The following is a 24,560-nucleotide window of genomic DNA, read 5'->3' as shown; positions in this document are numbered from 1 at the left end:
GCAGGTCCGGCCCACGAGTCGCAAGCTCAGGCAAACATTTTCAGGTCCTTTGGAGGCAATACCATGGCCCTTACAGTCAACACAAACACAGCTTCTCTGAACGCTCAGCGCAACCTGGGATCTTCCTCCAACGCGCTGGCCACTTCTCTTGAGCGTCTGTCCTCCGGTTCGCGCATCAACAGCGCAAAAGATGATGCTGCCGGTCTGCAGATCTCCAACCGCCTGACCAGTCAGATTAATGGTCTGGGCGTCGCTGCGAAGAACGCCAACAGCGGTATCTCCATCGCACAAACTGCTGAAGGTGCTCTGCAAGAGTCCACCAACATTCTGCAGCGTATGCGTGACCTGGCTCTGCAATCAGCCAACGGCTCCAACGGTGAAACCGAGCGTGACGCTCTGAACGCCGAAGTGACCGAGCTGAAGAAAGAGCTGGATCGTATCGCCAACACTACTGCGTTCGGCGGCAAGAAACTGTTTGATGGCAGCTTTGGTACCGAAACCTTCCAGGTTGGTAGCGCTGCTAACGAAGCGATCAGCATCAAGCTGGATGAAGTTAGCACCAAAGAGCTGAAGAGCGATTCGATCAGCTCCGGTTCGGTTGCTGCTCAGGCCGCCGCTAGTGCTTCTGGTGCCGTTGCAGTCACCTTTACCGTGGCATCCGGCAGCGCTGACGGCACTGACCGTGTCTTCACCATCAGCGCTGAATACGCGTCTGGCGCAACTGCAGCTGAACAGACCCAACTGCTGGCAACCGTGATCAACGATGCCAACATGGGTGTGGGTGCCTTCGTACAGGATGATGGCACTATCTCTGTGGTTACTGACGCCGATGTTGGTACTGCCAAGGGCGAGCTGTCCTTCGCGTTTGCTACTGGTGCGACCGTGGCGGCAGCAGAGACTGCAGCTGGTTCTGCCACTGACGTAGCACTGGCCGACGTGACCACTAAAAACACTGTGAAAGATATCGACATCAGCGATGCGAAATCTGCTCAGGAAGCGGTCTACATCATCGACGAGGCGATTGCGTCCATCGACTCTCAGCGAGCTGACCTCGGTGCGATTCAGAACCGCTTCGAGTCGACCATCGCTAACTTGCAGAACGTGTCCGAGAACGCCTCTGCCGCTCGCGGCCGGATCCAGGACACTGACTACGCGGCTGAAACTGCAAACCTGACCAAGAACCAGATCCTGCAACAGGCAGGTACTGCGATCCTGGCCCAGGCCAACCAGCTGCCTCAGGCCGTTCTCAGCCTCTTGGGCTAAGAAACGATCCGGGGTAATATGCGGGGGGAGGGCTTCAGCCTTCTCCCCGCTTTGTCCGTTGCGAGGTAAGCACCATGGATATGGGTGTTATCAAACCGTTTGAAGTGACCCGTCCTGCCAGTCGCGCAGCTGCGGTGGAAGCGGGTACTGACGCAAGTCAGGTCAAGCAGATGGATGCTGCACAGAATCGTTCCTCCTCATCCGAACAGGTGGCAACCCAGACCCGCTCTGCGGTTGAGCAGTCACCCGAAGCCGAGCGCGAGAAGCTGCAGGCGGCAGTGTCGGATATTCAGGGTTTTGTCCAGTCGGTGCGCCGCGATATCAACTTCAACCTTGATGAAGACAGCGGCCGGGTGGTTATCAACGTCACCGAGGCAACCAGCGGCGATGTGATTCGCCAGATTCCCTCGGAGGAAGCGTTGCGGCTGGCCGAGAACCTGTCGGAAATTCGCAGCGTGTTGTTCGAAGCAGAGGCCTGACTCTGCTTGCCGGTTTGCTGGCACGTAACTTGCCTGATAGACCGGAACCTTCTTTTCGGCAGGCGATACGTCAAAAAACGGTCGCGAGGTAAGTACTATGGCTATTACCGGTATTGGCTCAGGTCTCGAAATCAACAAGATTGTCAGCGCTCTGGTGAGTGCGGATGGCGCGCCAAAGACGGCCCAGCTGTCTCGCCTTGAGAACGCAACAACCTCCAAGTTCACTGCGCTGGGTAGTTTTCGCAGTGCCTTGTCGACGTTTCAGTCGGTTCTGGAAAAGCTGAACAGCGCTGATCTCTACAATGCTCGCAGTGCAACCTCCGGTGACTCCAAGGTCTTCTCGGTAACGGCAGACTCGGCGGCTTCGGCAGGCAGCTATGACCTCCAGGTCTTTAATCTTGCCCAGACCAGCAAGGTGGCGCTGCGCGGGCAAGCCAACGCGACTGATCCGGTTGGTACCGGGACCCTGACGCTGTCTGCCGGCAGCACGTCAATTGATGTCGAAATTATCGAAGATAACAGCAGTCTCTCGGGTATTCGTGATGCTATCAATGCGAAAAGCGCTGACAGCGGGATTACAGCGACGGTTGTGACTGACCCTAATGGCGCAGGTGGCTCCCGTTTGGTACTCAGTTCCAATACTGCGGGCACCGGTAACGACATCAGTGTTGCCGTGACAACCGATGGCAGTGACACCGGTGACCTTAGTGTGCTGGCGTATACGCCGCCTGCAACCACGGATTTTGAACCTACCCCGAGCGATCCGATGGATCCGTTGGGGCCGCGCGTTGTTTCCTACGCGCGCGATGCCAATCTGTCGATCGACGGCCTGGCGATCAGCAGTACCAGTAATACGATCTCTGATGCTATCGACGGCGTCAGCATTACGCTGAAGAAGGCTCAAAGCCAGGAAGATATTGATGCCGGTTCGACTATCAGCCTGTCGGTAGGGCTGGACAAATCAAGTGTCCGGACCTCGCTGGAGTCATTCGTTGATGGCTATAACGCCATGATGAAGAGTATCAACTCCCTCACTTCGGTTACTCCTGTCGGTGGTGATGATGGCGAGCCGTTGGCCGCTGCTCTGGTTGGTGATGCATCTGTCCGTTCGTTGACGGCAGCGCTGCGTACCGAGATGGGGACGGTTGCCAAAGGCGATGTCAGAATTCTGGCTGACTTGGGCATTTCCACAAAGTCGGATGGTACTCTGGAAATTGATTCCGAGAAGCTGGATGACGCGCTTGAGAACAAGTTTGAGTCGCTAAGCACCTTTCTGGCCGGCGACGACGGTCTGATGAGCCGACTGAACGCGAAGATTGAGCCTTATACCAAAGACGATGGCATTTTGGAGAAGCGTACGACGTCTCTGCAGAATACGCTGTCCGGTATCGACGATCAGCGGGAGCGTCTGGAAGCGCGGCTGGCAAGTTTGGAAACACGCCTGCTGGCGCAATTCAACGCGATGGACACCCTGGTGGCTGGTTTGTCCAGTACCAGTTCTTTTCTGGCTAGCCAATTAGCCAACCTGCCTGGTATAGCGAAGGAGTCGTGAACTTATGGCAAACCCTATTGATACCTACAAGCAGGTAAATGTTACCCAGGAAGTGTCGCAGTATCGTGCTGTACAACTGCTTCTTGATGGTGCCATCGAGCGTTTGAAGCTTGCACGGCACGCACAGGCGCTAGGCAATTCAGAGCGTCGTGGTGTCGCGGTCAGCAGCACCATCAGCATCATTGGTGCGCTACAGGCTTCGCTGGACAAGGATATGGGCGGTGAGATTGCCGAGAACCTTGATGCTCTTTACGAGTACATGACGCGCAAGCTGGTCGGCGTAGCCGTAGACGACACGCCCCGCTCGCTGGATGAGGTGCAGCAGTTGTTGGGCGAGATCAAGGAAGCGTGGGACGCTATTGAACCAGCCTGAACCTGGTCCTGTGATTATTGGTTAACTGAGGAACCGGCCTGGGTTGGCCGGTTTTTTTATGCGAAGGCGCTTCAGCTTTTTGACTGCTAGCCGATACAGGGGCATGTGCCACAGCAACGCAGGATCTTGCAGATGAACGCCTACGCAGCAATGAAGCAATACCAGACGGTGAACGTCAACGCTCAGGTCAGTGAAGCGGACCCGCATCGGTTGATTCAGATGCTGATGGAGGGCGGTCTGCAGCGCATTGCTCAGGCCAGGGGGGCAATGCAACATGGTAATGTTGCGCTCAAGGGCGAACTCATTGGCAAGGCGTTGGGGATTATTGGCGGTCTGCGTGATTCGCTGAATGCCGATCAAGGCGGCGAACTGGCGCTCAACCTGGATCGACTTTATGCTTTCATGCAGGATCGTCTGAGTCAGGCCAACCTGAAAAATGACGTCAGTATGCTGGACGAGGTGGCGGAGCTACTGCGCGAAGTCAAGGCTGGCTGGGACGGCATCCGCCAATCGTGAGGATTCAAGCATGGCCAATGCTGTAGAAAAACTGCAGGAAACACACGCGTCGCTGATAGCGGCCGTGCAGGCGTGTGACTGGCAGCAGGTCGGTGAGCTGGACAAGGCTTGCCGTGAGCAGGTGCGCGCTGCAATGGAAGATCCTGCGAGAGATGATCAGCAGGTAGCGTCCACGCTTGAGGAATTAAGCGAAACCTACCGCGAGGTGGTTGCTTTGTGCCAGGCGGTTCAAGGCAAGCTTGCCGAAGAGCTGCAGGGGCTGCAGCGGGGGCGTCAGGGAGCAAAGGTCTATCAGATGTTTCGCTAGCCGACTGGTGAAACGTTCTCGATCGTCCCTACTGAGGCTAATACCGGTCGTGCGTCCGCTGGGTATCATGTTCCCCGGTGCTGGAGTGGCGTGATGCGAGGTTTGAGCATTTTCGTGCCTTTTTGCTCGACGTTGGTCGCCTCGGCTGTGTTTGTCAGGCCACCTGCGGGAATACCTGCCTGCCAATTTGGCGCCGACAGCGATGCGCCAACTATTTGACTCGCTAGTCGTTTCTGACTACATTATCGGACCATAACAGAGTGTGGCGCAGCGCCATCATGGTGATGCGCACTGCTCAAGCCTGCTAACAGGAATAGCGCCCCGTCTATGCTGCCAAACAATCATATTTTGCTGATTGATGATTCCGCTCAGAGTCGTCACGATCTGAGTGTCGTTCTGGAGTTTCTCGGGGAAGATGCAATCATCGCCGACAGTGCCGACTGGCTGCAGGTTGCCGCCAACCAGGTCGAATCGGCAGGCGAGGTCAAATGCGTCATTCTTGGGCGTTGCGATCTTGACCAAGGGCTGCCCGCACTGTTGGGTCAGCTCGACAAGTGGGACGAGAATCTGCCCGTCATCCTGCTTGATCCCAGTCAGTCGGTCAGTTGGCCGGACCATCTGAAGCAGCGTCTGCTCGCGGTAATGGAGCCGCCGCTCAGCTACAACCATCTGCTTGACGCTTTGCATCGTGCCCAAGTCTATCGCGAGGTGTTTGAAGAGAACGCCAACCGTCAGCGTCAGCGCGAACCCAATCTGTTTCGCAGTTTGGTTGGCACCAGCCGTTCTATTCAGTCGGTACGGCAGATGATGCAGCAGGTGGCTGACACCGAAGCCACCGTATTGATCCTCGGCGAGTCTGGCACCGGCAAGGAAGTAGTTGCCCGCAATCTGCATTACCATTCCCGCCGGAAGGACGCTCCCTTCGTGCCGGTCAACTGCGGTGCTATCCCGGCCGAGCTGCTGGAAAGCGAGCTGTTTGGCCACGAAAAAGGTGCCTTTACTGGTGCTATCACCAGCAGGGCAGGGCGTTTTGAGCTGGCGCAGGGTGGCACCTTGTTCCTGGATGAGATCGGTGACATGCCGTTGCCGATGCAGGTAAAACTGCTGCGGGTGCTGCAGGAGCGAACCTTTGAGCGGGTTGGTAGCAACAAGGTGCAGAGCGCTGATGTCCGCGTCATCGCGGCAACGCACAAAAATCTCGAGCAGATGATTGAGGATGGCACCTTCCGCGAAGACCTCTACTATCGTCTCAACGTATTCCCCATCGATATGCCAGCCATGCGCGAGCGTATCGAGGACCTGCCGTTGTTGCTCAACGAGCTGATCACTCGGATGGAAACCGAAAAGCGTGGCTCCATTCGCTTCAGTACATCGGCAATCATGTCGCTGTGTCAGCACGACTGGCCGGGCAACGTTCGTGAGTTGGCCAACCTGGTTGAACGCATGGCCATCATGCACCCCCATGGCGTAATTGGTGTTGGCGAGCTGCCGCGTAAGTTCCGCTATGTGGAGGATGATCAGGATGATCTGCGCCAGCTGCGAGAGACTGAGGATGAGCGCAGCGATGCCTTCAGCGGCTTGGTCGGCCTGGACAGTCCTGCGTTTCTGCCACCGGAGGGGTTGGACCTGAAGGAGTATTTGGCGGGACTGGAACAAACGCTGATTCAACAGGCGCTGGACGAGTGTGGTGGTGTTGTGGCGCGGGCGGCGGAGCGCTTGCGTATTCGCCGTACTACCCTGGTCGAGAAGATGCGCAAGTATGGACTCAATCGTGGTGCTGATGCGTCAGAAGACTGACGTGACTACGCTAATCTTTTTTTAAGATCCTGTTTTTAAAGGAGAACTTCTTCTTGGCATAAGGTTTGCTGTGCTTCCCCTGTGTGCTTCATGTATTCAGGGGATACCCCATGGCGGCCAACGTGCAACCCAATCAGAACCCGGCAGATTACCTCGACGATATCGTTCGTGAGGTGATGACATCGGATCGTGCGACCGACAGCGACCAGCTGCACGACGCGTTCGAACGCTTTCAATCGATGTCTGCCCAGTTGGGGGCTTCTCATGCGCTGCTGGAAAGGCAGGTTGTGCTGCTTAAACGGCAGTTGGCTGACAGTCAGGCCCAACGTACCCGGGAGCTGGCCGAAAAGGCTCGACTGGCAGGCCGTTTGCAGAATGTGCTCAATCTGTTGCCCGGTGGCGTCATCATTCTTGATGGTCGAGGCGTGGTACGTGAGGCTAATCCGGCTGCTCGCGAATTGCTTGGTGAGCCGCTTGAGGGGCAGCTGTGGCGCGACCTTATCCAGCAGCGCTTTGCCCCGCGCGAAGACGATTACCATGAAGTGTCGTTGCGCAGTGGACGGCGTGTCTCGCTGGCGACCCGTTCATTGGAAGGCGAGCCGGGTCAGTTGATTCTGATTCAGGACCAGACCGAGACGCGTGCGCTACAGTCTGAGCTGGCGCGCAATGAGCGTCTGTCCGCGCTGGGCCGTATGGTGGCCTCACTGGCACACCAGATTCGTACGCCGCTGGCCTCTGCGCTGTTGTACGCCGAGCATCTCGGTGATGAGACGCTGCCGACCGAGCACCGCACCCGTTTTTCCAGTCGTCTGCATGGACGGCTGTTGAGTATTGAGCATCAGATTCGTGACATGCTGCAGTTTGCCAAGGGTGATCTGCCAATCAACGATCTGCTGCCGGTTTCCATTTTTTTTGAATGGCTGCAGAGTCAGGCTGAAAGCGTCATCGAAGCGCGTGGCGGAATCTGTCGCTGGGTCAACCTGTTGCCACAGGATGCGATGCTCCGCTGCAACCGGGATACGTTGGTCGGCGCGGTCATCAATCTGATTGAGAACGCGCTGCAGGCAGGCATGCCGGCACCCAGACTGAAAGTCGTGGCGCGCCTGATCGAAGGGCAGCTGAGCCTGTGCGTGGTCGACGCTGGCCAGGGCATGACGGTCGAGCAGCTGGCACATATCGGCGAGCCCTTTCATACCAGCAAGCCGCAGGGCACCGGTCTTGGTGTGACCGTCGTCAAGTCGGTGGTGAGTGCCCATGGTGGTGCCTTTCATCTGCATAGCAAGGCCGGTTGGGGAACCAGTGCTGAAATCCTGCTGCCGCTGCGGTTGCTCCCTGCCGCGAAGGAGCTAGACCATGAGCAAGTCTGATATCCGTATCCTGCTGGTTGAAGACGATGCCAGCCTCAGTGAGGCTCTGGCAGATACCCTGCTGTTGGCGGGGTACGCCTGCGTTCAGGCGGCTGATGCCGAGTCGGCGATTACCCTACTCGGGCGCGAGCAAGTGAGCATGGTGGTCAGTGATGTGAACATGCCGGGCATGGACGGTCATGCGCTGCTGCGGACGTTGCGTGCCGATTATCCGCAATTGCCGGTACTGCTGATGACAGCTTATGGCACTGTGCAGCAAGCTGTCAGCGCCATGCGTGAGGGGGCTGTCGATTATCTGGTAAAACCCTTTGCCCCCAAAGCGTTGTTGGACCTGATAGCGCAGCACACCCAGGGGCGCCTGAGTTCGGCGCCGGGTAGCGGCCCGGTGGCGGTCGATCCAGGTAGCGTGCAGTTGCTGGAGCTGGCAGCGCGGGTGGCGGTCAGTGATTCGACAGTGCTGATTTCAGGCGAGTCCGGTACCGGTAAGGAAGTGCTGGCGCGCTATATTCACCAGCAGTCTTCACGTGCCGAACAGCCGTTTATTGCGATCAATTGCGCAGCCATTCCCGACAACATGCTTGAAGCAACCCTGTTCGGTCACGAAAAGGGGGCGTTTACCGGTGCGGTAGCCGCGCAGCCAGGCAAGTTTGAACAGGCCAACGGTGGCACCCTGCTGCTGGACGAAATTTCCGAAATGCCACTTGGGTTGCAGGCGAAACTGCTGCGCGTGTTGCAGGAGCGGGAGGTTGAACGCGTTGGCGGGCGCAAGTTGATTGAACTGAATATCCGCATCATTGCCACCACCAACCGCGATCTGCCTGCCGAGGTTGCGGCAGGCCGGTTTCGTGAGGACCTGTTCTACCGGCTGGGTGTTTTCCCGCTGCAGTGGCGCGCGCTGCGTGAGCGGCCGGCAGACATTCTGCCGATTGCCGAGCGCTTGCTGGCCAAGCATGCGGGCAAGATGAGCATGGCCAGTGTCAGTTTTTCGCCGCAGGCGGTTCAGGCACTAGAGGCGCATCCCTGGCCGGGCAATGTGCGTGAATTGGATAATGCGATACAGCGGGCGTTGGTGCTGCAGGCTGGTGGTGTAATTCAGCCGTCAGACTTGTGCCTGGATCTGCAGGCCAACGGCGGCACGCCGGTTTTGCGTAGGGTGCCAGCCAGTCGGCTTGACCCGCTGGTTGAGCAGCCGTTGGCTGATGCTGGGCAGGAGGCTGGTTGTGACCTGGGTACCGGTGTGCGGCAACGTGAGTTCCAATTGATTATCAATGTCCTGCGCGCCGAGCGGGGACGTCGAAAGGAGGCAGCGGAGCGGCTCGGTATCAGCCCACGGACGTTGCGCTACAAGCTCGCGCAGATGCGTGATGCAGGGCTGGATGTGGAAGGCAGTCTGTTCGCGGGCTTCTGACCCCTCACCCTATATTCCCCTTCTTCTGCGCCAGCCTCTCGGCTGGCGTAGGTCGTTTTCCTGTGCCCGTTGGCGCAGGATGCGCTTTTGGCATCAAACTTGCTGAGTACCCTGTAAAGCGACTGTAGCCGTCAAAAAACCGGACGGCCTGGAGGCAAACGTGACTCAGGGTGTTGAATTCAATCGATTGATGCTGCAAATGCGCACCATGCAAATGGAAGCCATGGGCAAGCCGCAACCGGTCAAGCCGACCGAGCCGAGCGTCAACGGTCCAGGTTTTGATGATCTGCTCAAGCAAGCCGTCGACCGCGTCAACGAATTGCAAAAAACTACCTCCGAATTGCAGACTGGTTACGAGCGTGGGGTCGAGGGTATCGATCTGACCGAAGTGATGATTGCCTCGCAGAAATCGTCCGTTGCTTTCCAGGCAATGACGCAGGTGCGCAACAAGATGGTTGCCGCCTACGAAGACATCATGAAAATGCCTATCTAATCTTATTTGAGCCCGACCGCCTGAGGAAATGACAATGGATTCCGCCAGCAACACTCCGGCTACCCGTGACCCGCTTGTCGCTGACCGCAAGCCGCTGATGGGGCTGACCTTTCTGGAGAACCTGTCGCAACTGCCGATGCTACGCCAGTTTGGTTTGCTGGTGGGGTTGGCGGCGAGTGTGGCGATCGGGTTTGCTGTCGTGCTGTGGTCACAGGAGCCGGAGTATCGGCCGTTGTACAACAGCATGGATGGCTTCGATGCCGGCCAGGTGGTAGAGCTGCTGCAGCAGAGCCGTATCGACTACAAGGTGGAGCCCAACAGCGGCGCGTTGCTGGTTCGCAGTGAGGATCTGGCTGATGCCCGCATGCGCCTTGCCAGCGCCGGTATTTCGCCCACAGACGGCAATGTCGGGTTCGAGATTCTGGATCGTGAGCAGGGGCTGGGCACCAGTCAATTCATGGAGACCACCCGTTACCGTCGCGGCCTGGAAGGGGAGTTGGCCAGGACCATCTCCAGCCTCTATAACGTGAAGGGCGCTCGTGTGCATATTGCCATTCCGCGCTCTACTGTTTTTGTGCGGGATGACCGCAAGCCCAGTGCCTCGGTGTTGCTGGAAATGTATGCCGGTCGCCGCCTCGAGCCGGCTCAGGTAATGGCTATCGTCAATCTGGTGGCAACTAGCGTTCCGGAGCTGGGCAAAGATGAGGTAACGGTTGTCGACCAGAACGGCAATCTGCTCTCCAACCAAAGCGAGCTCAACGAACTCACCGTGGCCGGTCGCCAGTTTGATTACACCCGTCGTCTGGAAGACACCTACACCCGTCGGGTTCACAACATTCTTCAGCCGGTTCTGGGCTCAGGTCGTTACAAGGCCGAGGTCTCTGCTGATGTGGATTTCAGTGCAGTCGAGTCGACCGCCGAAATGTTCAGTCCAGATGCAGCTCTGCGCAGTGAACAAGTTGTCAGCGAGGCGCGTGCCGCCAATGCGGGTCCGCAGGGCGTGCCAGGTGCGCTGTCTAACCAGCCGCCCGGCGCTACTCAGGTGCCGGAGCAGGTGATTGACCCCGCAACCGGTCAGCCAGTAGTGGCAGCGGTACCCCAGGATAAACGTGAGCAGGCTGTGCGCAACTACGAGCTGGATCGTCAGATCAGCCACACCCGCCAGCAGCAGGGCCGCCTGAAGCGGTTGTCGGTTGCGGTGGTAGTAGATGATCCTGCTCAGGTGGATCCGCAGACCGGTGAGGTCACCCGGACGCCAATCAGTGAGGCCGAGATGGCTCGGCTGACTCGCCTGGTGCAGGATGCGGTCGGTTATGACGCCAGCCGTGGTGACAGCGTCAGTGTCATCAACAGTCCGTTCGTGCCGGAAACCGAGCTGGAACCCCTACCGTCCATCCCATTCTGGGAACAGCCCTGGTTCTGGGACGTTGCCAAGCAGATACTGGGTATTCTATTCGTGCTGGTCCTGGTGTTTGCAGTGTTGCGCCCTGCGCTGAAGAATCTCACTGTCGCAGGCAAAGGTGGCAGTGACGGTTACCCTGCGCTGGCCGGTGGCGGGTATGATGGGATGGATGCTGCTCTGCGAGATGATCAGGTGAGCCTGTCCGGACCGGCTTCCAACCCGGTATTGCTGCCGCCGCCTGGTGCGGGTTATGAGCAGCAGCTCAACGCCATCAAGGGCCTGCTGGCCGAAGACCCGGGCCGGGTGGCGCAAGTCGTGAAAGAGTGGATCAACGCCGATGAGTGAAGAAGCCAGCAAACGCCATGCGAAGATGTCCAAACTGGACAAGGCGGCCATTTTCCTGCTCAGTCTCGGTGAGTCTGATGCTGCGGCGATTCTCAAGCACATGGGCCCCAAGGAGGTTCAGCGGGTCGGTAGCGCGATGGCCGGTATGCGTACGGTTCAGCGTGACCAGGTACAGGAGGTCATGGGCGATTTCATCGAGGTGGTGGGCGAGCAGACCGGCTTGGGGGTTGGCGCTGACAGCTATATTCGCACCATGCTGACCCAGGCGCTGGGCGAGGATAAGGCAAATAGCCTGGTTGATCGCATTCTGCTGGGTGGCAGCACCTCTGGTCTGGACAGCCTGAAATGGATGGAGCCGCGTGCGGTAGCTGATGTGATCCGTTTCGAGCACCCGCAGATTCAGGCAATCGTTGTCGCGTATCTTGATCCTGACATGGCGGCCGAGGTGGTCGGTTACTTTGATCACAAGGTACGGCTCGACATTTTGCTGCGTGTGGCAGCCCTCAATACGGTACAGCCTTCGGCCCTGAAGGAGCTGAACGAGATTCTCGAGAAGCAGTTCGCTGGTAACTCAAACACCTCGCGGGCCTCTATGGGCGGTGTCAAGCGTACGGCAGATATCATGAACTACCTTGAGTCGAGTGCCGAGTCTCAGTTGATTGAATCGATCCGTGAAGTTGATGAGGACCTGTCCTCGAAGATCGAGGACCTGATGTTTGTCTTCGACAACCTGGCTGATGTGGATGATCGTGGAATTCAGGCGCTGCTGCGTGAGGTGTCTTCCGAAGTGCTGATCGTTGCCCTCAAGGGAGCCGATGAGGCGATCAAGGAAAAAATCTTCCGCAATATGTCCAAGCGTGCGTCGGAGCTGCTGCAGGACGATCTGGAAGCCAAGGGGCCGGTGCGCATCAGCGAAGTGGAGGCAGCGCAGAAGGAAATCCTCACCATTGCGCGCCGCATGGCCGACGCCGGCGAAATTGTGCTGGGCGGCAAGGGCGGCGAAGAGATGATCTGACGAACGCAGCGCGCTGCCGTGTGCGTTTGGCGGTGGTATGCTGGCCGGGTTTTCCAAGCGGGGTAGGGTGTCATGTCGCAGGTCAAGAATGAAAGCGAGCTGTTGCGCAGCAGCGAGGTGTCGGCATTCAGTCGCTGGGATCTGCCTAGCTTTGACGCTGAGCCGCATCAGATCGCCCTGGAGCGCGAAACGGAGCCGTCTTCGGAGTCCGCGCCCGACCCGCAGCCTGAAGAAGAGCAGGAGCTTGAGACGGTCAAACCATTCACCGTCGAAGAACTCGAGCAGATTCGTGAAGAAGCCTACAACGAAGGCTTTGCAACCGGTGAGAAAGACGGGTTTCACGCTGGTCAGCTGAAGGGGCAACAGGAAGCCAAGGCCGTTCTGGCCAAGCGCACCGACGAGCTGGACGCGCTAATGGTTCAGTTGATGGCGCCGCTGAAAAAGCAGGACGAGCAGATTGAAGATATGCTGCTGGTGCTGCTCGAGCAGATGCTGCGTGCGGTGCTGCAGCGTGAAATGCAATCGGATCGTGATCAGGTGATGGGCGTGCTGCGCTCGGCACTCAAGGCACTGCCGGTTGGTGCCGAGAATATCCGTATATACCTCAATCCACTCGACTTTGACAGCATCAAGGCGCTGCGCGAGCGCCACGAAGAGAGTTGGCGCCTGCTTGAGGATGACCAATTGATGCCCGGTGGATGTCGCGTCGAAACCGAGCACAGCCAGGTTGACGCTACGCTGGAAACCCGGCTGCAGCAGTTGATTGAACAGCTCTACGAGCAGCGCCGCGAACAGCGTGCTCATCCGCCAGAGGCGGACTTGCCGATCCCGGACAGTGCGTCGGAGCAGGAATGAACACGCCAGAGCGCATCAGCTTCGCGCGTCGATTGTCTGGCTACCAGCAGGCGCTGCAGTTACCTGCCCAGCCGGTCGTTGAAGGCCGCCTGATCCGCATGGTCGGCCTCACGCTTGAAGCAGAGGGATGCAAGGCGCCGGTGGGAAGCCGTTGCCTGGTTATCAGCGACACGTTGCATGGCCAAAGCCAGATTGAGGCCGAAGTCATGGGCTTTGCCGGTAACAAGATTTATCTGATGCCGGTGGATCGACTGGAAGGCATGCAGCCCGGTGCCCGCGTCGTGCCTTCGGCCGGCGGCGGCAAGCTGCCAATGGGCTCGGGCATGCTGGGACGCGTGGTGGACGGCATTGGGCGTCCGCTGGACGGCAAGGGCGGCTTCAAGGCCGAAGACTGGGTCGATATCAACGGTCCAACCATCAACCCGCTCAAGCGCCATCCGATCGAGGAACCCCTTGATGTCGGTATCCGTTCGATCAACAGTTTGTTGACGGTTGGCCGCGGCCAGCGGCTTGGCCTGTTTGCCGGCAGCGGCGTAGGCAAGAGTATGTTGCTGGGAATGATGACCCGCTTCACTGATGCCGACATCACCATTGTCGGGCTGGTCGGTGAGCGGGGCCGTGAGGTCAAGGAGTTCATTGAGCAGATCCTTGGCGAAGAGGGGATGGCACGGTCCGTCGTGGTCGCCTCACCGGCCGACGACGCGCCGCTGATGCGTTTGCGTGCCGCGATGTATTGCACGCGCATTGCCGAGTACTTCCGTGATCAGGGCAAGAATGTGCTGCTGTTGATGGACTCGCTCACTCGTTTTGCCCAGGCCCAGCGTGAGATCGCCTTGGCCATTGGCGAGCCGCCGGCGACCAAGGGCTACCCGCCGTCGGTGTTTGCCCGGTTGCCGCAGCTGGTTGAGCGCGCTGGCAACGCTGAACAGGGCGGAGGCTCGATTACTGCGTTTTACACCGTGCTGTCCGAAGGGGACGACCAGCAGGACCCGATAGCCGATGCCTCGCGGGCGATTCTCGACGGTCACGTAGTGCTGTCGAGGCGACTGGCCGAGGAAGGGCACTATCCTGCCATCGACATTGAAGCGTCGATCAGTCGTGCGATGCCGCAGATCGTATCGCAGGACTATTTGCAGAAGGCGCAGCTGTTCAAGCAGCTATATGCGCGTTATCAGCAGAGCCGCGACCTGATCAGCGTTGGTGCCTATGCCGCCGGGTCCGATCCGTTGACAGACAAGGCGCTGGAGAAGATGCCGTCGATGCAGGGTTTTTTGCGCCAGGGATTGCACGAAAGTGTCTCGCTGCCCGACAGCCAAGCTGGGCTGGAACAGATTCTGACTAATGAGTGAAGCGCGGATTCGCCGCCTTGCTCCGGTGCTGGATATGGCGCTGGAAGAGGAGCGCAAGGCTGCCACAGTGCTTGGTCAGTGTCAGAAGCAATTCCAGGACGCCGAAGTTCGCCTGCGTGACCTGGAATACTATTGCAGCGAATACGCCAAAGGCTGGACTCAGCGTGGAGCCCAGGGGGTCGGGCGAGATTGGTTGATGAACTACCAGCGCTTCATGGCCCAGATGGAGGTGGCTATTGATCAGCAACGTCAGACCGTGCGCTGGCATGGCGAGAGCATCGAGCGCGCGCGGGACAACTGGCGGCAGCGTTACCAGCGCCTGGAGGCGCTACGCAAACTGATCGAAAAATACCGCCAGGAAGCTCAAGCCAGAGCTGATCGTCAGGAGCAAAAGCTGCTTGATGAATTGTCTCAGCGTGCCCACTCGCAACGGGTAAATAATTCCTGACAGTCGTCCGACGCTGTGCTAAAACGAGAAGTAATACGTCTCTTGTAGCGCGGCACCTGACAGGGAGAAAACATGTCGATTCAGGCGTCAATGTCCAGCGACAGCCAGGTACTGACCATCAGTGTAAATGGGCGCTTTGACTTCGGCGCGCATCAGGACTTCCGCAATGCTTACGAGCGCAGTGGCCTGACGCCGAACCAGTATGTCGTTGACCTTCAGGATACCGACTATATCGATAGCTCCGCACTGGGGATGTTGCTGCTGCTGCGGGATCACGCCGGCGGTGATGCAGCCGATATTCGCATCGTCCACTGCAACCCGGACGTACGCAAGGTCCTGAGTATCTCCAATTTCGAACAGCTGTTCTGTATCGAGTAACCATGACCAACACCAGCCCGAGCAGCGCACGCGCCGAGCAGAGCGCGCAGCCGTTGTTGGTGCTGGTTGCCGATGACAATCCTGCTGACCGGATGATCCTCGGGCGTCTGGTTGAGCGGCTCGGGCATCGCGTTTGCCAGGCCGAGCATGGCCAGCAGGCCGTTGAGCTGTTCATTCAGCAGTCTCCCGATATTGTCCTGCTTGATGCCCTGATGCCGACCATGGACGGTTTTGAGGCTGCTCGCCAGATCAAGTTGCACGCCGGGGAAGATCTGGTCCCGATTATTTTCCTCACCAGCCTGACCGAGACCGGAGCCCTGGTGAAATGCCTCGAGGCCGGGGGCGACGACTTTCTCACCAAACCCTACAATCCGGTGATTCTGGAGGCCAAGATTCGCGCCTTCAGACGAATGCGCGAGATGCACCAAACGTTGCAGAGCCAGCGTGATGTGATCGCCGGGCAGCACGCCGGGTTACTGCGTGATCAGGAGCTGGCCAAGATCGTCTTCGATCGGGTCGCCCATGCCGGGGCGCTGGATGACGCCTGCCTGCGGTATCTGCAGTCAGCCTATGCCATGTTTAACGGCGATATTCTGTTGGCAGCCCACCGCCCCTCTGGCGAAATGCATCTGCTGCTCGGTGATTTCACCGGGCACGGTCTGTCGGCTGCCATCGGGGCGATGCCGCTGGCAGAGGTCTTCTATGCCATGACGGCCAAGGGTTTCGCCCTGCGGGATATTCTGCTGGAGCTTAACGCCAAGCTCAGCAACATTCTGCCGGTCGGCATTTTCTGCTGCGCGGTGCTGATTGAACTCAATCCGGCCAAGGGGTTGGTTGAGGTCTGGAACGGTGGTCTGCCGGAAGTGATGATTCTCGGACGAGAGGGCCAACTGCTTCAGCGGGCCGCGTCGACCAACCTGCCGCTGGGCGTTGCCAGCCGGGTTCGCTTCAATCCCGAACCGGTGGTTATGGTGATGCATCCGGGTGAGCGTTTGTTGTGCTGGACTGACGGTGTCATCGAGTGCCGCAACGCGGCCGGTGAACAGTTTGGTGAGGACGGCGTATTGCAGGCAGTTGCCGCCCACGCGGGTCGCCCCGACGCCTTGTTTGACGGCCTGCTGGATGCGTTGGAGCGCTTTCATGGTAGCCCTGAAGACGACATCAGCCTGCTGCAGGTAGTGATGCCCTCGCGGGACCTGTCGCCACCGATACCGCCGGCCTCCTTGGGGACGGCAGCGCAGGGCGGACATGACTGGCAGCTGAACTACACCTATCGGGCCAATGCCATTCGTGAACAGAACCCACTGCCCTTTTTGTTGCAGACGCTGCTCTCGATTCCGGGGCTGCGCTGCCGTGCCGGGAGCCTGTTCACGGTACTGAGCGAACTCTACAGCAATGCACTGGAGCACGGCCTGCTCAACCTGCAGTCTGCGTGGAAGCAGGACTCTGACGGTTTCGCGCTTTACTATCAGGAGCGGAGTGCGCGGCTCAGGACGCTTGATGACGGGTGGATTCGGTTTTCGCTGGACCATCAGCCAGTTGCAGATGGCGGGCGACTGGTGATCGAGTGTGAAGACAGTGGTGCCGGGTTCTCGGCCGTCAGTGCGTCTGCTGACTATGCCGGGCGTGGGCTGGCGCTGATCAGAGCGCTCGCTGACGAAGTGAGCTTCAGTGCACAGGGAAGCCTGGTCAGGGTGGTCTTCCATTGGTCGCTTGGGCATACTGCTGGGCAATGACAGTTGACTCAGCTTCCGCTGATAAGGACCTCCGCGCGATGGCAGATCGCAAGCCAGATATAGATCTGAATGTGCAGCAGGGGCTGCGTGAGTTGATGCAGGACGATTACGCGCTACTGCTGGAAACCTTTCTTGCTGATGCGGACAACCGGTTGCGTCAATTGCACGACGCTCTTGGCAAAGGCGATATGGATGCGTTCCGCCAGGCCGCGCACAGCTTCAAGGGTAGCTGTGGCAATATGGGCGCGCTGGCGCTGGAGCAAGCCTGCCTTGAGGCTGAAGGTGCAGGTGTTGTGGGCGACCGCCAGGCTGCGAGCGTGCTGCTCGCTGATATTGAGCAGGCATTTACGCGCCTCAAACCGCTGCTCGGTTGATTCTTTCCTCCTTTCTTTTTCAGATTGGCCCGTCGTTTGCAGCTATTCCCCTGAATCATTGGCCAAGCCTTTTCAGGTGGAGATTACATCATGCCAATCGGGCAGAATCTGATGGCGCTTTTTGGCGCTGACTTTCCCCGTGACAGTTTTGCCGGTGTTGCTTCCGGCGGCAGCAAGGGCGCAGGCTCCGGCGCGGCAGCAGCGTTCTCGGCCATTCTTGCCGAGCAGACGCCAGAGGACCTGGATGCTCTGATGCAGCGGCTTGCCGAGGTAACCAGCGACGTCGACGCAACCCTGCCGTTGCCCTCGTTGATTGCCGCGGACGGCAAGGAATTGCCGGGTAGCATGCAAGGCTGGTTTCAACAGCTCGCGCAGGTGATGGGTAGCGTTGATGGTGATCGCGCCGAGGGCGTGACGCCCGGCGAGGGCGAGGACGTGGCGGGGCTTGATGCCGATGACCCGGACAGCATTCTGGCCGGTATTAGCCAGCAGTGGCAGCAATGGCTGGCTCGGCTGCCGAGCGATGGCGAGCCCTCGGCGGAAGAGGGGGGTGACGAGTCCTTGACGGCCGACAGTAATCCGGCGGTTGCGGCGTTGGCCGCCATTGATGCCGCGGCAAAGGCAGCCGCGGCGGAGTCTGGGGCGGACGATGTTCTGGCTAGTGGTGGTGGGCGCGGCACGACTGTTGCTGATCTGGCTGCCCAGTTGCGCGCAATTTTGCGTGGCGAAGCCCAAGCAAACGCTACTGCTGATGGCCAGGCGACTGCGCGTGATGGGAGCGCCAAGTCGGCAGATGCGGTTGTTGCGCAAGTTGATGCCAACCAGCGCCAGACGCAGGCGGACGTTCAACAGCAACGCGCAATGCAGTCCGGCGCTACTGAACAGCAGCCGGTTCCGGTTGGCAAACTGATTGAACAGCTGGAGTCGCGTCTTGCTGCGCGTGCCAGCAGTCTGGATAGCAATGCTATTGATGACGGTAAAGGCGCGGCGGCAGCTCAGGTGCAGAGCAACGGACAGGTGGCGATGACGGCGCGGCCGGTGACTGGCGCCACCCAGACGCTGGGGGTGCCGATGGGGCAATCCGGCTGGAGTGAGGCGGTAGTCAACAAGGTGATGTGGATGTCCAGTCAGAACGTCAAATCGGTTGAGATTCAGCTGGACCCGGCAGAGCTGGGACCGCTGGAAATCAAGATTCAGACTCGCGGCCAGGAACATCAGGTGCAGTTCGTGAGTCAGCACGCTGGCGTGCGTGATGCGCTGGAAGGGCAGATGCACCGGCTGCGTGATATGTTCACCCAGCAGGGAGCTTCACTGGTTGACGTCAATGTGTCGGACGGCTCGGCGGAAGGGCGTCAGTCGCAGGGCAGTTTCGCCGGGCTGGCTGATCAGGGCGGCGGTCGTGGTGATGGTGGTAATACTCCCGGGCGGATGGATGGTAGTGACGATGCGCTTGCCAGCGACCCGGCTGCCGTGTTGCAGACCCGGCTGACCGCCGCTCGGCTGGTTGATTACTACGCCTGATCCGGCGGCTTTCCTGCGTTCCTGCCGGGGCAGTATCAACTGCCCCGGATCTCTGCGCCCAACTCGGGCGGCAAAAGACATTTTTCCTGCAAGTCAGTATCCTATGGAGACTGCCAGTGAATCGGGCAGGGCTGTATGCTGCCGAGTTGCTGGCACGTAGAATGCATACACCTCCTTGAACAGCGGCTGAAAAGCCTAATTGACGGAATATTGGCATGGCGAAGCAAGCGCAACCTGTTGAAGACGACGCGCAGGAAAAGCCGGCGAAAAGCCGCAAGAAACTTTTTATCCTGATTGGTGTTGGCCTGTTGGCGCTGCTGATTTCAGCGGGCGGCGTGGCCTACTTTCTGCTCAGTGGCGACGACGCCCCGGTTGAGGAGGTCGCGGCTGAGCCGGTCAAGCAGGAGGCAATCTACCAGCCGCTGGATCCGGCGTTTGTCGTCAACTACGCCGTTTCTGGCCGGCAGCGTTATATGCAGGTCAGTGTGGTATTGATGGGTCGCGATGCGGCTGGCATGGCTAAACTCAATCAGCACCTTCCGCTGATTCGCAATCAGTTGGTCATGTTATTTGGCAGTGAAGAGTTTGAGGCGTTGACGACGGCTGAAGGCAAGCAGGCTTTGCGTGACAAGGCGACCCTCGCGGTTAAGGCGTTGCTTGAGAAGGAAGTAGGCGACCCCGTCATCGAGTCGGTGCTGTTTACCAACATGGTTCTTCAATAGGAGATACCGATGGCTGTACAGGATCTGCTGTCCCAGGATGAGATCGACGCCCTTCTGCATGGGGTGGATGATGGCGCCATTGATACCGATCTGGATAGTGACCCCGGTTCGATCAAAAGCTATGACCTGACCAGCCAGGATCGTATCGTGCGTGGGCGGATGCCGACGCTGGAGATGATCAACGAACGCTTTGCCCGCTATACCCGGATCAGCATGTTCAATCTGATGCGTCGCTCTGCCGATGTGGCGGTCGGCGGCGTGCAGGTTATGAAGTTCGGTGAGTACGTGCATACCCTGTACGTACCGACCAGCCTCAACCTGGTCAAGATGAAGCCATTGCGCGGTACTGCCCTGTTCATTCTGGATGCCAAGCTGGTGTTCAAGCTGGTTGACAACTTCTTCGGTGGTGACGGTCGCCATGCCAAGATCGAGGGGCGCGAGTTCACCCCAACCGAGCTGCGTGTTGTGCGCATGGTGCTCGATCAGGCATTTGTCGATCTGAAGGAGGCCTGGCAGGCGGTTCACGACGTACAGTTCGAGTACGTCAATTCTGAGGTGAATCCCGCCCTGGCGAATATCGTTAGCCCGAGCGAAGTGGTTGTGGTGTCCACGTTCCATATCGAGCTTGATGGTGGCGGCGGTGATCTGCACGTCACCATGCCGTATTCGATGATCGAGCCGTTGCGCGAAGTGTTGGATTCGGGCGTGCAGTCAGATGTCGATGAGCATGACGAGCGCTGGGTACGCGCTCTCCGTGAAGAGATAACAGGGGTCAAGGTTCCGCTCAACGCGACCGTGGTAAAAACCCAGCTCAAGCTGAAGGACCTGCTGAGTATGCAGCCGGGTGATGTGATTCCAGTCGAGATGCCTGACTATATGGTGCTCTGTGCCAACGGCGTGCCAACGTTCAAGAGCAAGCTGGGCTCAGTCAAGGGCAATCTGGCGCTGCAGATTCTCGGGCCGCTCGCGCGACCGCGCTGATCGACCATAACAATCAATGACAGGGGGCAGCGAGATGGCTGACGACAACAAACCCGACGAAATCAGCCCGGAAGAGCAAGCGCTGGCTGACGAGTGGGCGGCTGCGCTGGACGAAGCCGGTGACGCTAATCAGGACGACATCGATGCGATGCTGGAGCAGACTAGCGCGCAGCCACGCATGCAGATGGAAGAGTTCGATGCGCCTGCGCGTACCGGTGGCGAGGATATGGACCCCGGCGATAGCCCGAACCTGGACGTGATTCTGGATATTCCGGTCACTATCTCGATGGAGGTGGGGAATACCGAGATCACCATTCGCAACCTGCTTCAGCTCAATCAGGGCTCGGTGGTCGAACTGGATCGGCTGGCGGGCGAGCCGCTGGATGTGAAGGTCAATGGTACGTTGATTGCGCATGGTGAAGTGGTGGTGGTGAACGAGAAGTTCGGTATCCGCCTGACTGACGTCATCAGTCCTTCTGAACGCATCAAGAAGCTGCGTTGATGCGGGGGCTGATGCTGGCGTTGCTGCTGGTCCTGCCAGTCGGCGTGAATGCGCAAAGTGGCGAACCGGCGGCAGCGGCAATGAGCAACGTCGGTGGCGGCTCGCTCGCGTTGCAGCTGGCACAGCTGGCGCTGGGGCTCGGCTTCGTGGTCGGGCTGATTGTCTTGCTGGGCTGGTTGTTGCGCCGGGTCGGGCCGCTGGCTGCCCAGGGTGGACAACACATTCGTCTGGTCAGCAGCTTGCCGCTCGGGCCGCGCGACCGCCTGCTGCTGGTTGATGTTGGTGGCAAGCAGATGCTGCTGGGGGCTTCACCGGGGCGGATCAACACGTTGCATGTATTTGATCAGCCGGTGGCTGACCTCAATGCGGCTGTAGCCGGCAACAGCGATTTCGCGCGCAAGCTGCAAGCCTTGTTGAAAAGGGAAGATCAGTCATGATGCGCTGGCTCGGACTTTTGCTGGTGCTGCTGGCACCGTCGGTACTGGCTCAGACGGCAGCGGACCCGCTCAGCTTGCCAGCCATCACCTTGAGCACGGATAGCGAAGGTCAGCAGACCTATTCGGTCAGCCTGCAGGTGCTGCTGCTGATGTCTGCGCTGACCTTCATTCCGGCATTCGTGATGATGATGACCAGCTTCACCCGGATCATCATTGTCTTTGCCATTCTGCGTCAGGCCCTGGGGTTGCAACAGACACCGTCCAGTCAGGTTCTGATCGGTCTTGCGCTATTTCTCACCCTGTTCATCATGGCGCCGGTATTCAGCAAGATCAACGAGGCGGCGCTGCAGCCGTATCTCAACGAGCAGATGCAGCCGCAGGAGGCCTTGCAGGCCGCGAGCCTGCCGTTGCGTGAATTCATGCTGGCGCAAACCCGCGAAACCGACCTTGAACTCTTTGTACGTCTGGCCAAGCGCACCGATCTGACCGGCCCGGATGACGTGCCTTTCCACATTCTGGTGCCGGCGTTTGTGACTTCCGAGCTGAAGACAGCCTTTCAGATCGGTTTCATGATCTTTATTCCGTTTCTGGTGATTGATCTGGTGGTGGCCAGCGTCCTGATGGCGATGGGTATGATGATGCTGTCACCACTGATCATTTCGTTGCCGTTCAAGATCATGCTGTTTGTGCTGGTGGATGGCTGGGCGCTGATCATTGGCACCCTGGCTGCCAGCTTCGCTGTTCCCTAGGAGGGCTGCAGATGACTCCCGAAGTGGCAGTAGGATTGTTCAGTCAAGCGCTGTGGCTTACCGCTGTGGTCGTTGCCATTGTGGTCATGCCAAGCCTGATTGTGGGCCTGATCGTCGCGATGTTTCAGGCCGCCACGCAGATCAACGAGCAGACACTGAGCTTCCTGCCGCGTTTACTGATTACCTTTGTCACGCTGATCTGGCTTGGCCCTTGGTTGGCGGCGCAGATGATCGAGTTTACCGATAACCTCTATCGCCAGATCCCGGGATTGATTGGCTGATGATCGAACTGTCCAGCGCCGAAATCAGTCGCTGGGTAGCGAGCTACCTGTGGGTGCTGTTTCGTATTGCGTCCCTGCTGATGACGATGCCGGTAATCGGTACGCAGCTACTGCCAACACGGGTACGTCTTTATTTTGCCCTTGCCCTGACTATGCTGATCGCTCCGCAGGTCGGCGAGGTGCCGATGCTGGATGCATTGTCGTTGCGTACCTGGGTGGTGATTGGCGAGCAGATTTTGATCGGAGCTGCTATGGGATTTTCCCTGCAGCTGCTGTTCCAGATCCACGTGCTGGCGGGCCAGATCATTGCTATGCAGATGGGGCTCGGTTTCGCGTCCATGAACGACCCGACCACGGGGATCTCGGTGGCGGTGGTGGCGCAGGTTTTTACCATGCTGGTCACCTTGCTGTTCCTGGCCATGAATGGACATCTGGTTGTGCTGGAAGTCCTGACTGAAAGCTTCACTACCTTGCCGGTTGGTGAGAGCCTGGGGCGGTTGGATTTCCAAGCGCTGGTGTTGCGCTTCTCGTGGGTGCTGGCTGCCGCGATTTTGATTGGTCTGCCGGCGATTACGGCGCTGCTGATCGTCAATATTTCCTTTGGTGTGATGATGCGCGCGGCACCGCAGCTGAATATTTTCTCCATCGGTTTCCCGCTGACGCTGGTATTTGGTCTATTCATCATGTGGGTTCTGATGGGTAACGTGCCGGGGCAGTATCAGGAACTCGCCGCCGATGCACTGATCTGGCTACGTGGACTGGTGAGGGCGAGCTGATGGCAGAGTCAGACAGCGGTCAGGAACGCACAGAGGAGCCCACGGGCAAGCGACTTAAAGAGTCGCGCGACAAAGGCCAGGTTGCTCGATCACGCGAGCTCAATACGTTGGCCGTGGTGATGGCGGCGGCGATTGGCTTGCTGATGCTTGGGCCGGGCATGGTCCAGAAGCTCATGGACATCATGATTTTCAACTTCGCCCTGGAGCGCGAGTCGCTGTACGGCACCGACGCCATGGGGCTGCACCTGTTTGCATCCCTGCGTGAGGGGCTTGAAGTGCTTGGCCCGCTGTTTGGAGTGCTGCTGGTGGCCTCCATTGTCGGGCCTATCCTGCTCGGCGGCTGGCTGTTCAGTGCCAGTTCGCTGGCTCCCAAGTTTGAGCGCATGGACCCGCTGGCGGGCCTCAAGCGGATGTTTTCGGTCAAGGCGCTGGTTGAGTTGCTCAAGGCGCTGGCCAAGTTCCTCGTGGTCCTTGGTGTGGCGCTGGTTGTGCTGCAATTACGCACCGAAGACCTGCTCAGCATGGCCAATGAGCCGTTGTCGGCAGCGATCATCCATTGTGCCTGGGTGTTGGGCTCGTCCTTGCTGATTCTGTCCTGTTCGCTGATTCTGATTGCCGCTGTGGATGCGCCGTTCCAGCTATGGGATCACAAGCAGAAATTGCGTATGACCAAGCAGGAGGTCAAGGACGAATACAAGGACTCGGAGGGCAAGCCCGAGGTCAAGTCGCGTATTCGACAGCTGCAGCGCGAGATGGCGGAGCGTCGGATGATGAGCAATGTGCCGCAGGCCGACGTTATCATTACCAACCCGACCCATTTCGCTGTAGCGCTGAAATATGATCCGATGGCTTCCGGTGCGCCGGTGCTTTTGGCGAAGGGTGCTGATTTTGTCGCCCAGCGTATTCGCGAGGTGGCGAACGAGAACGAAATTATCATCCTGGAATCACCGCCATTGGCCCGGGCGGTGTATTACAGCACCGAGATTGACCATGAAATTCCGTCCGGTCTCTATCTCGCGGTGGCACAGGTCCTGGCGTACGTATTCCAGTTACGCCAGTACCGCGCGGGTCAGGGCAAGCGGCCGGGGCCGATGCCTGATCCGAATATTCCCGACGATCTCAAGCACTGACCCT

General features: G+C 58.7%; 27 protein-coding genes. All 27 read left to right on the top strand.

Annotation, left to right across the window (positions count from 1 at the left end; genetic code table 11):
• The first annotated feature begins 63 nt into the window (after positions 1-63).
• The 27 genes from C1949_RS07965 to flhB all read left to right on the top strand — a co-directional run bounded on the left by C1949_RS07965 (position 64) and on the right by flhB (position 24,556).
• Positions 64-1,263, top strand: a complete 1,200-nt coding sequence (locus tag C1949_RS07965; RefSeq protein WP_104738000.1) for a flagellin — start codon at positions 64-66, stop codon at positions 1,261-1,263.
• A 74-nt stretch (positions 1,264-1,337) separates the two neighbouring features.
• Positions 1,338-1,742, top strand: a complete 405-nt coding sequence (locus tag C1949_RS07960; protein WP_104737945.1) for a flagellar protein FlaG — start codon at positions 1,338-1,340, stop codon at positions 1,740-1,742.
• A 97-nt stretch (positions 1,743-1,839) separates the two neighbouring features.
• Entirely contained in the window at positions 1,840-3,294 is a 1,455-nt protein-coding gene (gene fliD, locus C1949_RS07955; protein WP_104737944.1) for a flagellar filament capping protein FliD, read from the top strand.
• A 4-nt stretch (positions 3,295-3,298) separates the two neighbouring features.
• Entirely contained in the window at positions 3,299-3,667 is a 369-nt protein-coding gene (gene fliS / locus C1949_RS07950) for a flagellar export chaperone FliS (protein ID WP_104737943.1), read from the top strand.
• Between the two features lie 132 nt (positions 3,668-3,799).
• Entirely contained in the window at positions 3,800-4,183 is a 384-nt protein-coding gene (gene fliS / locus C1949_RS07945) for a flagellar export chaperone FliS (RefSeq protein WP_104737942.1), read from the top strand.
• A 10-nt stretch (positions 4,184-4,193) separates the two neighbouring features.
• Positions 4,194-4,490 carry a flagellar protein FliT gene (locus C1949_RS07940; protein WP_170063027.1) on the top strand — a complete coding sequence of 99 codons (297 nt, stop codon included), beginning with the start codon at positions 4,194-4,196 and terminating at the stop codon, positions 4,488-4,490.
• Between the two features lie 327 nt (positions 4,491-4,817).
• A complete protein-coding gene (locus C1949_RS07935) occupies positions 4,818-6,287 on the top strand; it encodes a sigma-54 dependent transcriptional regulator (RefSeq protein ID WP_104737940.1) in 1,470 nt (489 codons plus the stop codon).
• Between the two features lie 110 nt (positions 6,288-6,397).
• Positions 6,398-7,654: a sensor histidine kinase gene (locus tag C1949_RS07930; RefSeq protein WP_229744284.1), complete on the top strand. Its 1,257-nt coding sequence runs from the start codon at positions 6,398-6,400 to the stop codon at positions 7,652-7,654.
• Entirely contained in the window at positions 7,641-9,062 is a 1,422-nt protein-coding gene (locus C1949_RS07925) for a sigma-54-dependent transcriptional regulator (protein WP_104737939.1), read from the top strand. The genes C1949_RS07930 and C1949_RS07925 overlap by 14 nt, the downstream gene beginning before the upstream one ends.
• 160 nt (positions 9,063-9,222) lie before the next feature.
• Positions 9,223-9,555 (top strand): flagellar hook-basal body complex protein FliE, encoded by a 333-nt coding sequence (fliE, locus tag C1949_RS07920; protein WP_104737938.1) that lies wholly within the window; start codon positions 9,223-9,225, stop codon positions 9,553-9,555.
• Positions 9,556-9,583: 28 nt separating this feature from the next.
• On the top strand, positions 9,584-11,302 hold the full coding sequence (fliF, locus tag C1949_RS07915) for a flagellar basal-body MS-ring/collar protein FliF (protein ID WP_373289748.1): 1,719 nt from the start codon (positions 9,584-9,586) through the stop codon (positions 11,300-11,302).
• Entirely contained in the window at positions 11,295-12,317 is a 1,023-nt protein-coding gene (gene fliG / locus C1949_RS07910; RefSeq protein ID WP_104737936.1) for a flagellar motor switch protein FliG, read from the top strand. Before fliF ends, fliG begins: the two co-directional genes overlap by 8 nt.
• 72 nt (positions 12,318-12,389) lie before the next feature.
• Positions 12,390-13,172 carry a flagellar assembly protein FliH gene (fliH, locus tag C1949_RS07905; protein ID WP_104737935.1) on the top strand — a complete coding sequence of 261 codons (783 nt, stop codon included), beginning with the start codon at positions 12,390-12,392 and terminating at the stop codon, positions 13,170-13,172.
• On the top strand, positions 13,169-14,521 hold the full coding sequence (fliI, locus tag C1949_RS07900; RefSeq protein WP_104737934.1) for a flagellar protein export ATPase FliI: 1,353 nt from the start codon (positions 13,169-13,171) through the stop codon (positions 14,519-14,521). Before fliH ends, fliI begins: the two co-directional genes overlap by 4 nt.
• Positions 14,514-14,969 (top strand): flagellar export protein FliJ, encoded by a 456-nt coding sequence (gene fliJ, locus C1949_RS07895; protein ID WP_104737933.1) that lies wholly within the window; start codon positions 14,514-14,516, stop codon positions 14,967-14,969. The genes fliI and fliJ overlap by 8 nt, the downstream gene beginning before the upstream one ends.
• 72 nt (positions 14,970-15,041) lie before the next feature.
• Entirely contained in the window at positions 15,042-15,347 is a 306-nt protein-coding gene (locus C1949_RS07890; RefSeq protein WP_104737932.1) for an STAS domain-containing protein, read from the top strand.
• 2 nt (positions 15,348-15,349) lie between these two features.
• The gene (locus C1949_RS07885; RefSeq protein ID WP_104737931.1) at positions 15,350-17,083 is read left to right on the top strand and encodes an ATP-binding SpoIIE family protein phosphatase; all 1,734 of its coding nucleotides are present in this window, start codon (positions 15,350-15,352) and stop codon (positions 17,081-17,083) included.
• 38 nt (positions 17,084-17,121) lie between these two features.
• Positions 17,122-17,457: an Hpt domain-containing protein gene (locus C1949_RS07880; RefSeq protein ID WP_170063026.1), complete on the top strand. Its 336-nt coding sequence runs from the start codon at positions 17,122-17,124 to the stop codon at positions 17,455-17,457.
• Positions 17,458-17,547: 90 nt separating this feature from the next.
• Positions 17,548-18,978 (top strand): flagellar hook-length control protein FliK, encoded by a 1,431-nt coding sequence (locus tag C1949_RS07875; protein WP_229744282.1) that lies wholly within the window; start codon positions 17,548-17,550, stop codon positions 18,976-18,978.
• A gap of 215 nt (positions 18,979-19,193) precedes the next feature.
• On the top strand, positions 19,194-19,700 hold the full coding sequence (locus C1949_RS07870; RefSeq protein WP_104737929.1) for a flagellar basal body-associated FliL family protein: 507 nt from the start codon (positions 19,194-19,196) through the stop codon (positions 19,698-19,700).
• A gap of 9 nt (positions 19,701-19,709) precedes the next feature.
• Entirely contained in the window at positions 19,710-20,681 is a 972-nt protein-coding gene (fliM, locus tag C1949_RS07865) for a flagellar motor switch protein FliM (RefSeq protein WP_104737928.1), read from the top strand.
• A 34-nt stretch (positions 20,682-20,715) separates the two neighbouring features.
• Positions 20,716-21,183 carry a flagellar motor switch protein FliN gene (fliN, locus tag C1949_RS07860; RefSeq protein ID WP_104737927.1) on the top strand — a complete coding sequence of 156 codons (468 nt, stop codon included), beginning with the start codon at positions 20,716-20,718 and terminating at the stop codon, positions 21,181-21,183.
• Positions 21,183-21,620, top strand: a complete 438-nt coding sequence (gene fliO, locus C1949_RS07855) for a flagellar biosynthetic protein FliO (RefSeq protein WP_104737926.1) — start codon at positions 21,183-21,185, stop codon at positions 21,618-21,620. The genes fliN and fliO overlap by 1 nt, the downstream gene beginning before the upstream one ends.
• Positions 21,617-22,369 carry a flagellar type III secretion system pore protein FliP gene (gene fliP / locus C1949_RS07850; RefSeq protein ID WP_104737925.1) on the top strand — a complete coding sequence of 251 codons (753 nt, stop codon included), beginning with the start codon at positions 21,617-21,619 and terminating at the stop codon, positions 22,367-22,369. The genes fliO and fliP overlap by 4 nt, the downstream gene beginning before the upstream one ends.
• Before the next feature lie 11 nt (positions 22,370-22,380).
• Complete coding sequence (fliQ, locus tag C1949_RS07845; protein ID WP_104737924.1) at positions 22,381-22,650, top strand: flagellar biosynthesis protein FliQ; 270 nt, start codon at positions 22,381-22,383, stop codon at positions 22,648-22,650.
• Complete coding sequence (fliR, locus tag C1949_RS07840; protein ID WP_104737923.1) at positions 22,650-23,426, top strand: flagellar biosynthetic protein FliR; 777 nt, start codon at positions 22,650-22,652, stop codon at positions 23,424-23,426. The genes fliQ and fliR overlap by 1 nt, the downstream gene beginning before the upstream one ends.
• On the top strand, positions 23,426-24,556 hold the full coding sequence (gene flhB, locus C1949_RS07835) for a flagellar biosynthesis protein FlhB (protein WP_104737922.1): 1,131 nt from the start codon (positions 23,426-23,428) through the stop codon (positions 24,554-24,556). The genes fliR and flhB overlap by 1 nt, the downstream gene beginning before the upstream one ends.
• Positions 24,557-24,560 lie beyond the last annotated feature (4 nt).

The sequence above is a fragment of the Halopseudomonas oceani genome (genome assembly GCF_002903165.1).
Lineage (GTDB): Bacteria > Pseudomonadota > Gammaproteobacteria > Pseudomonadales > Pseudomonadaceae > Halopseudomonas > Halopseudomonas oceani.
Note: the sequence above shows the minus strand (reverse complement) of the source record. Positions and strands in the feature narration are given on the sequence as shown.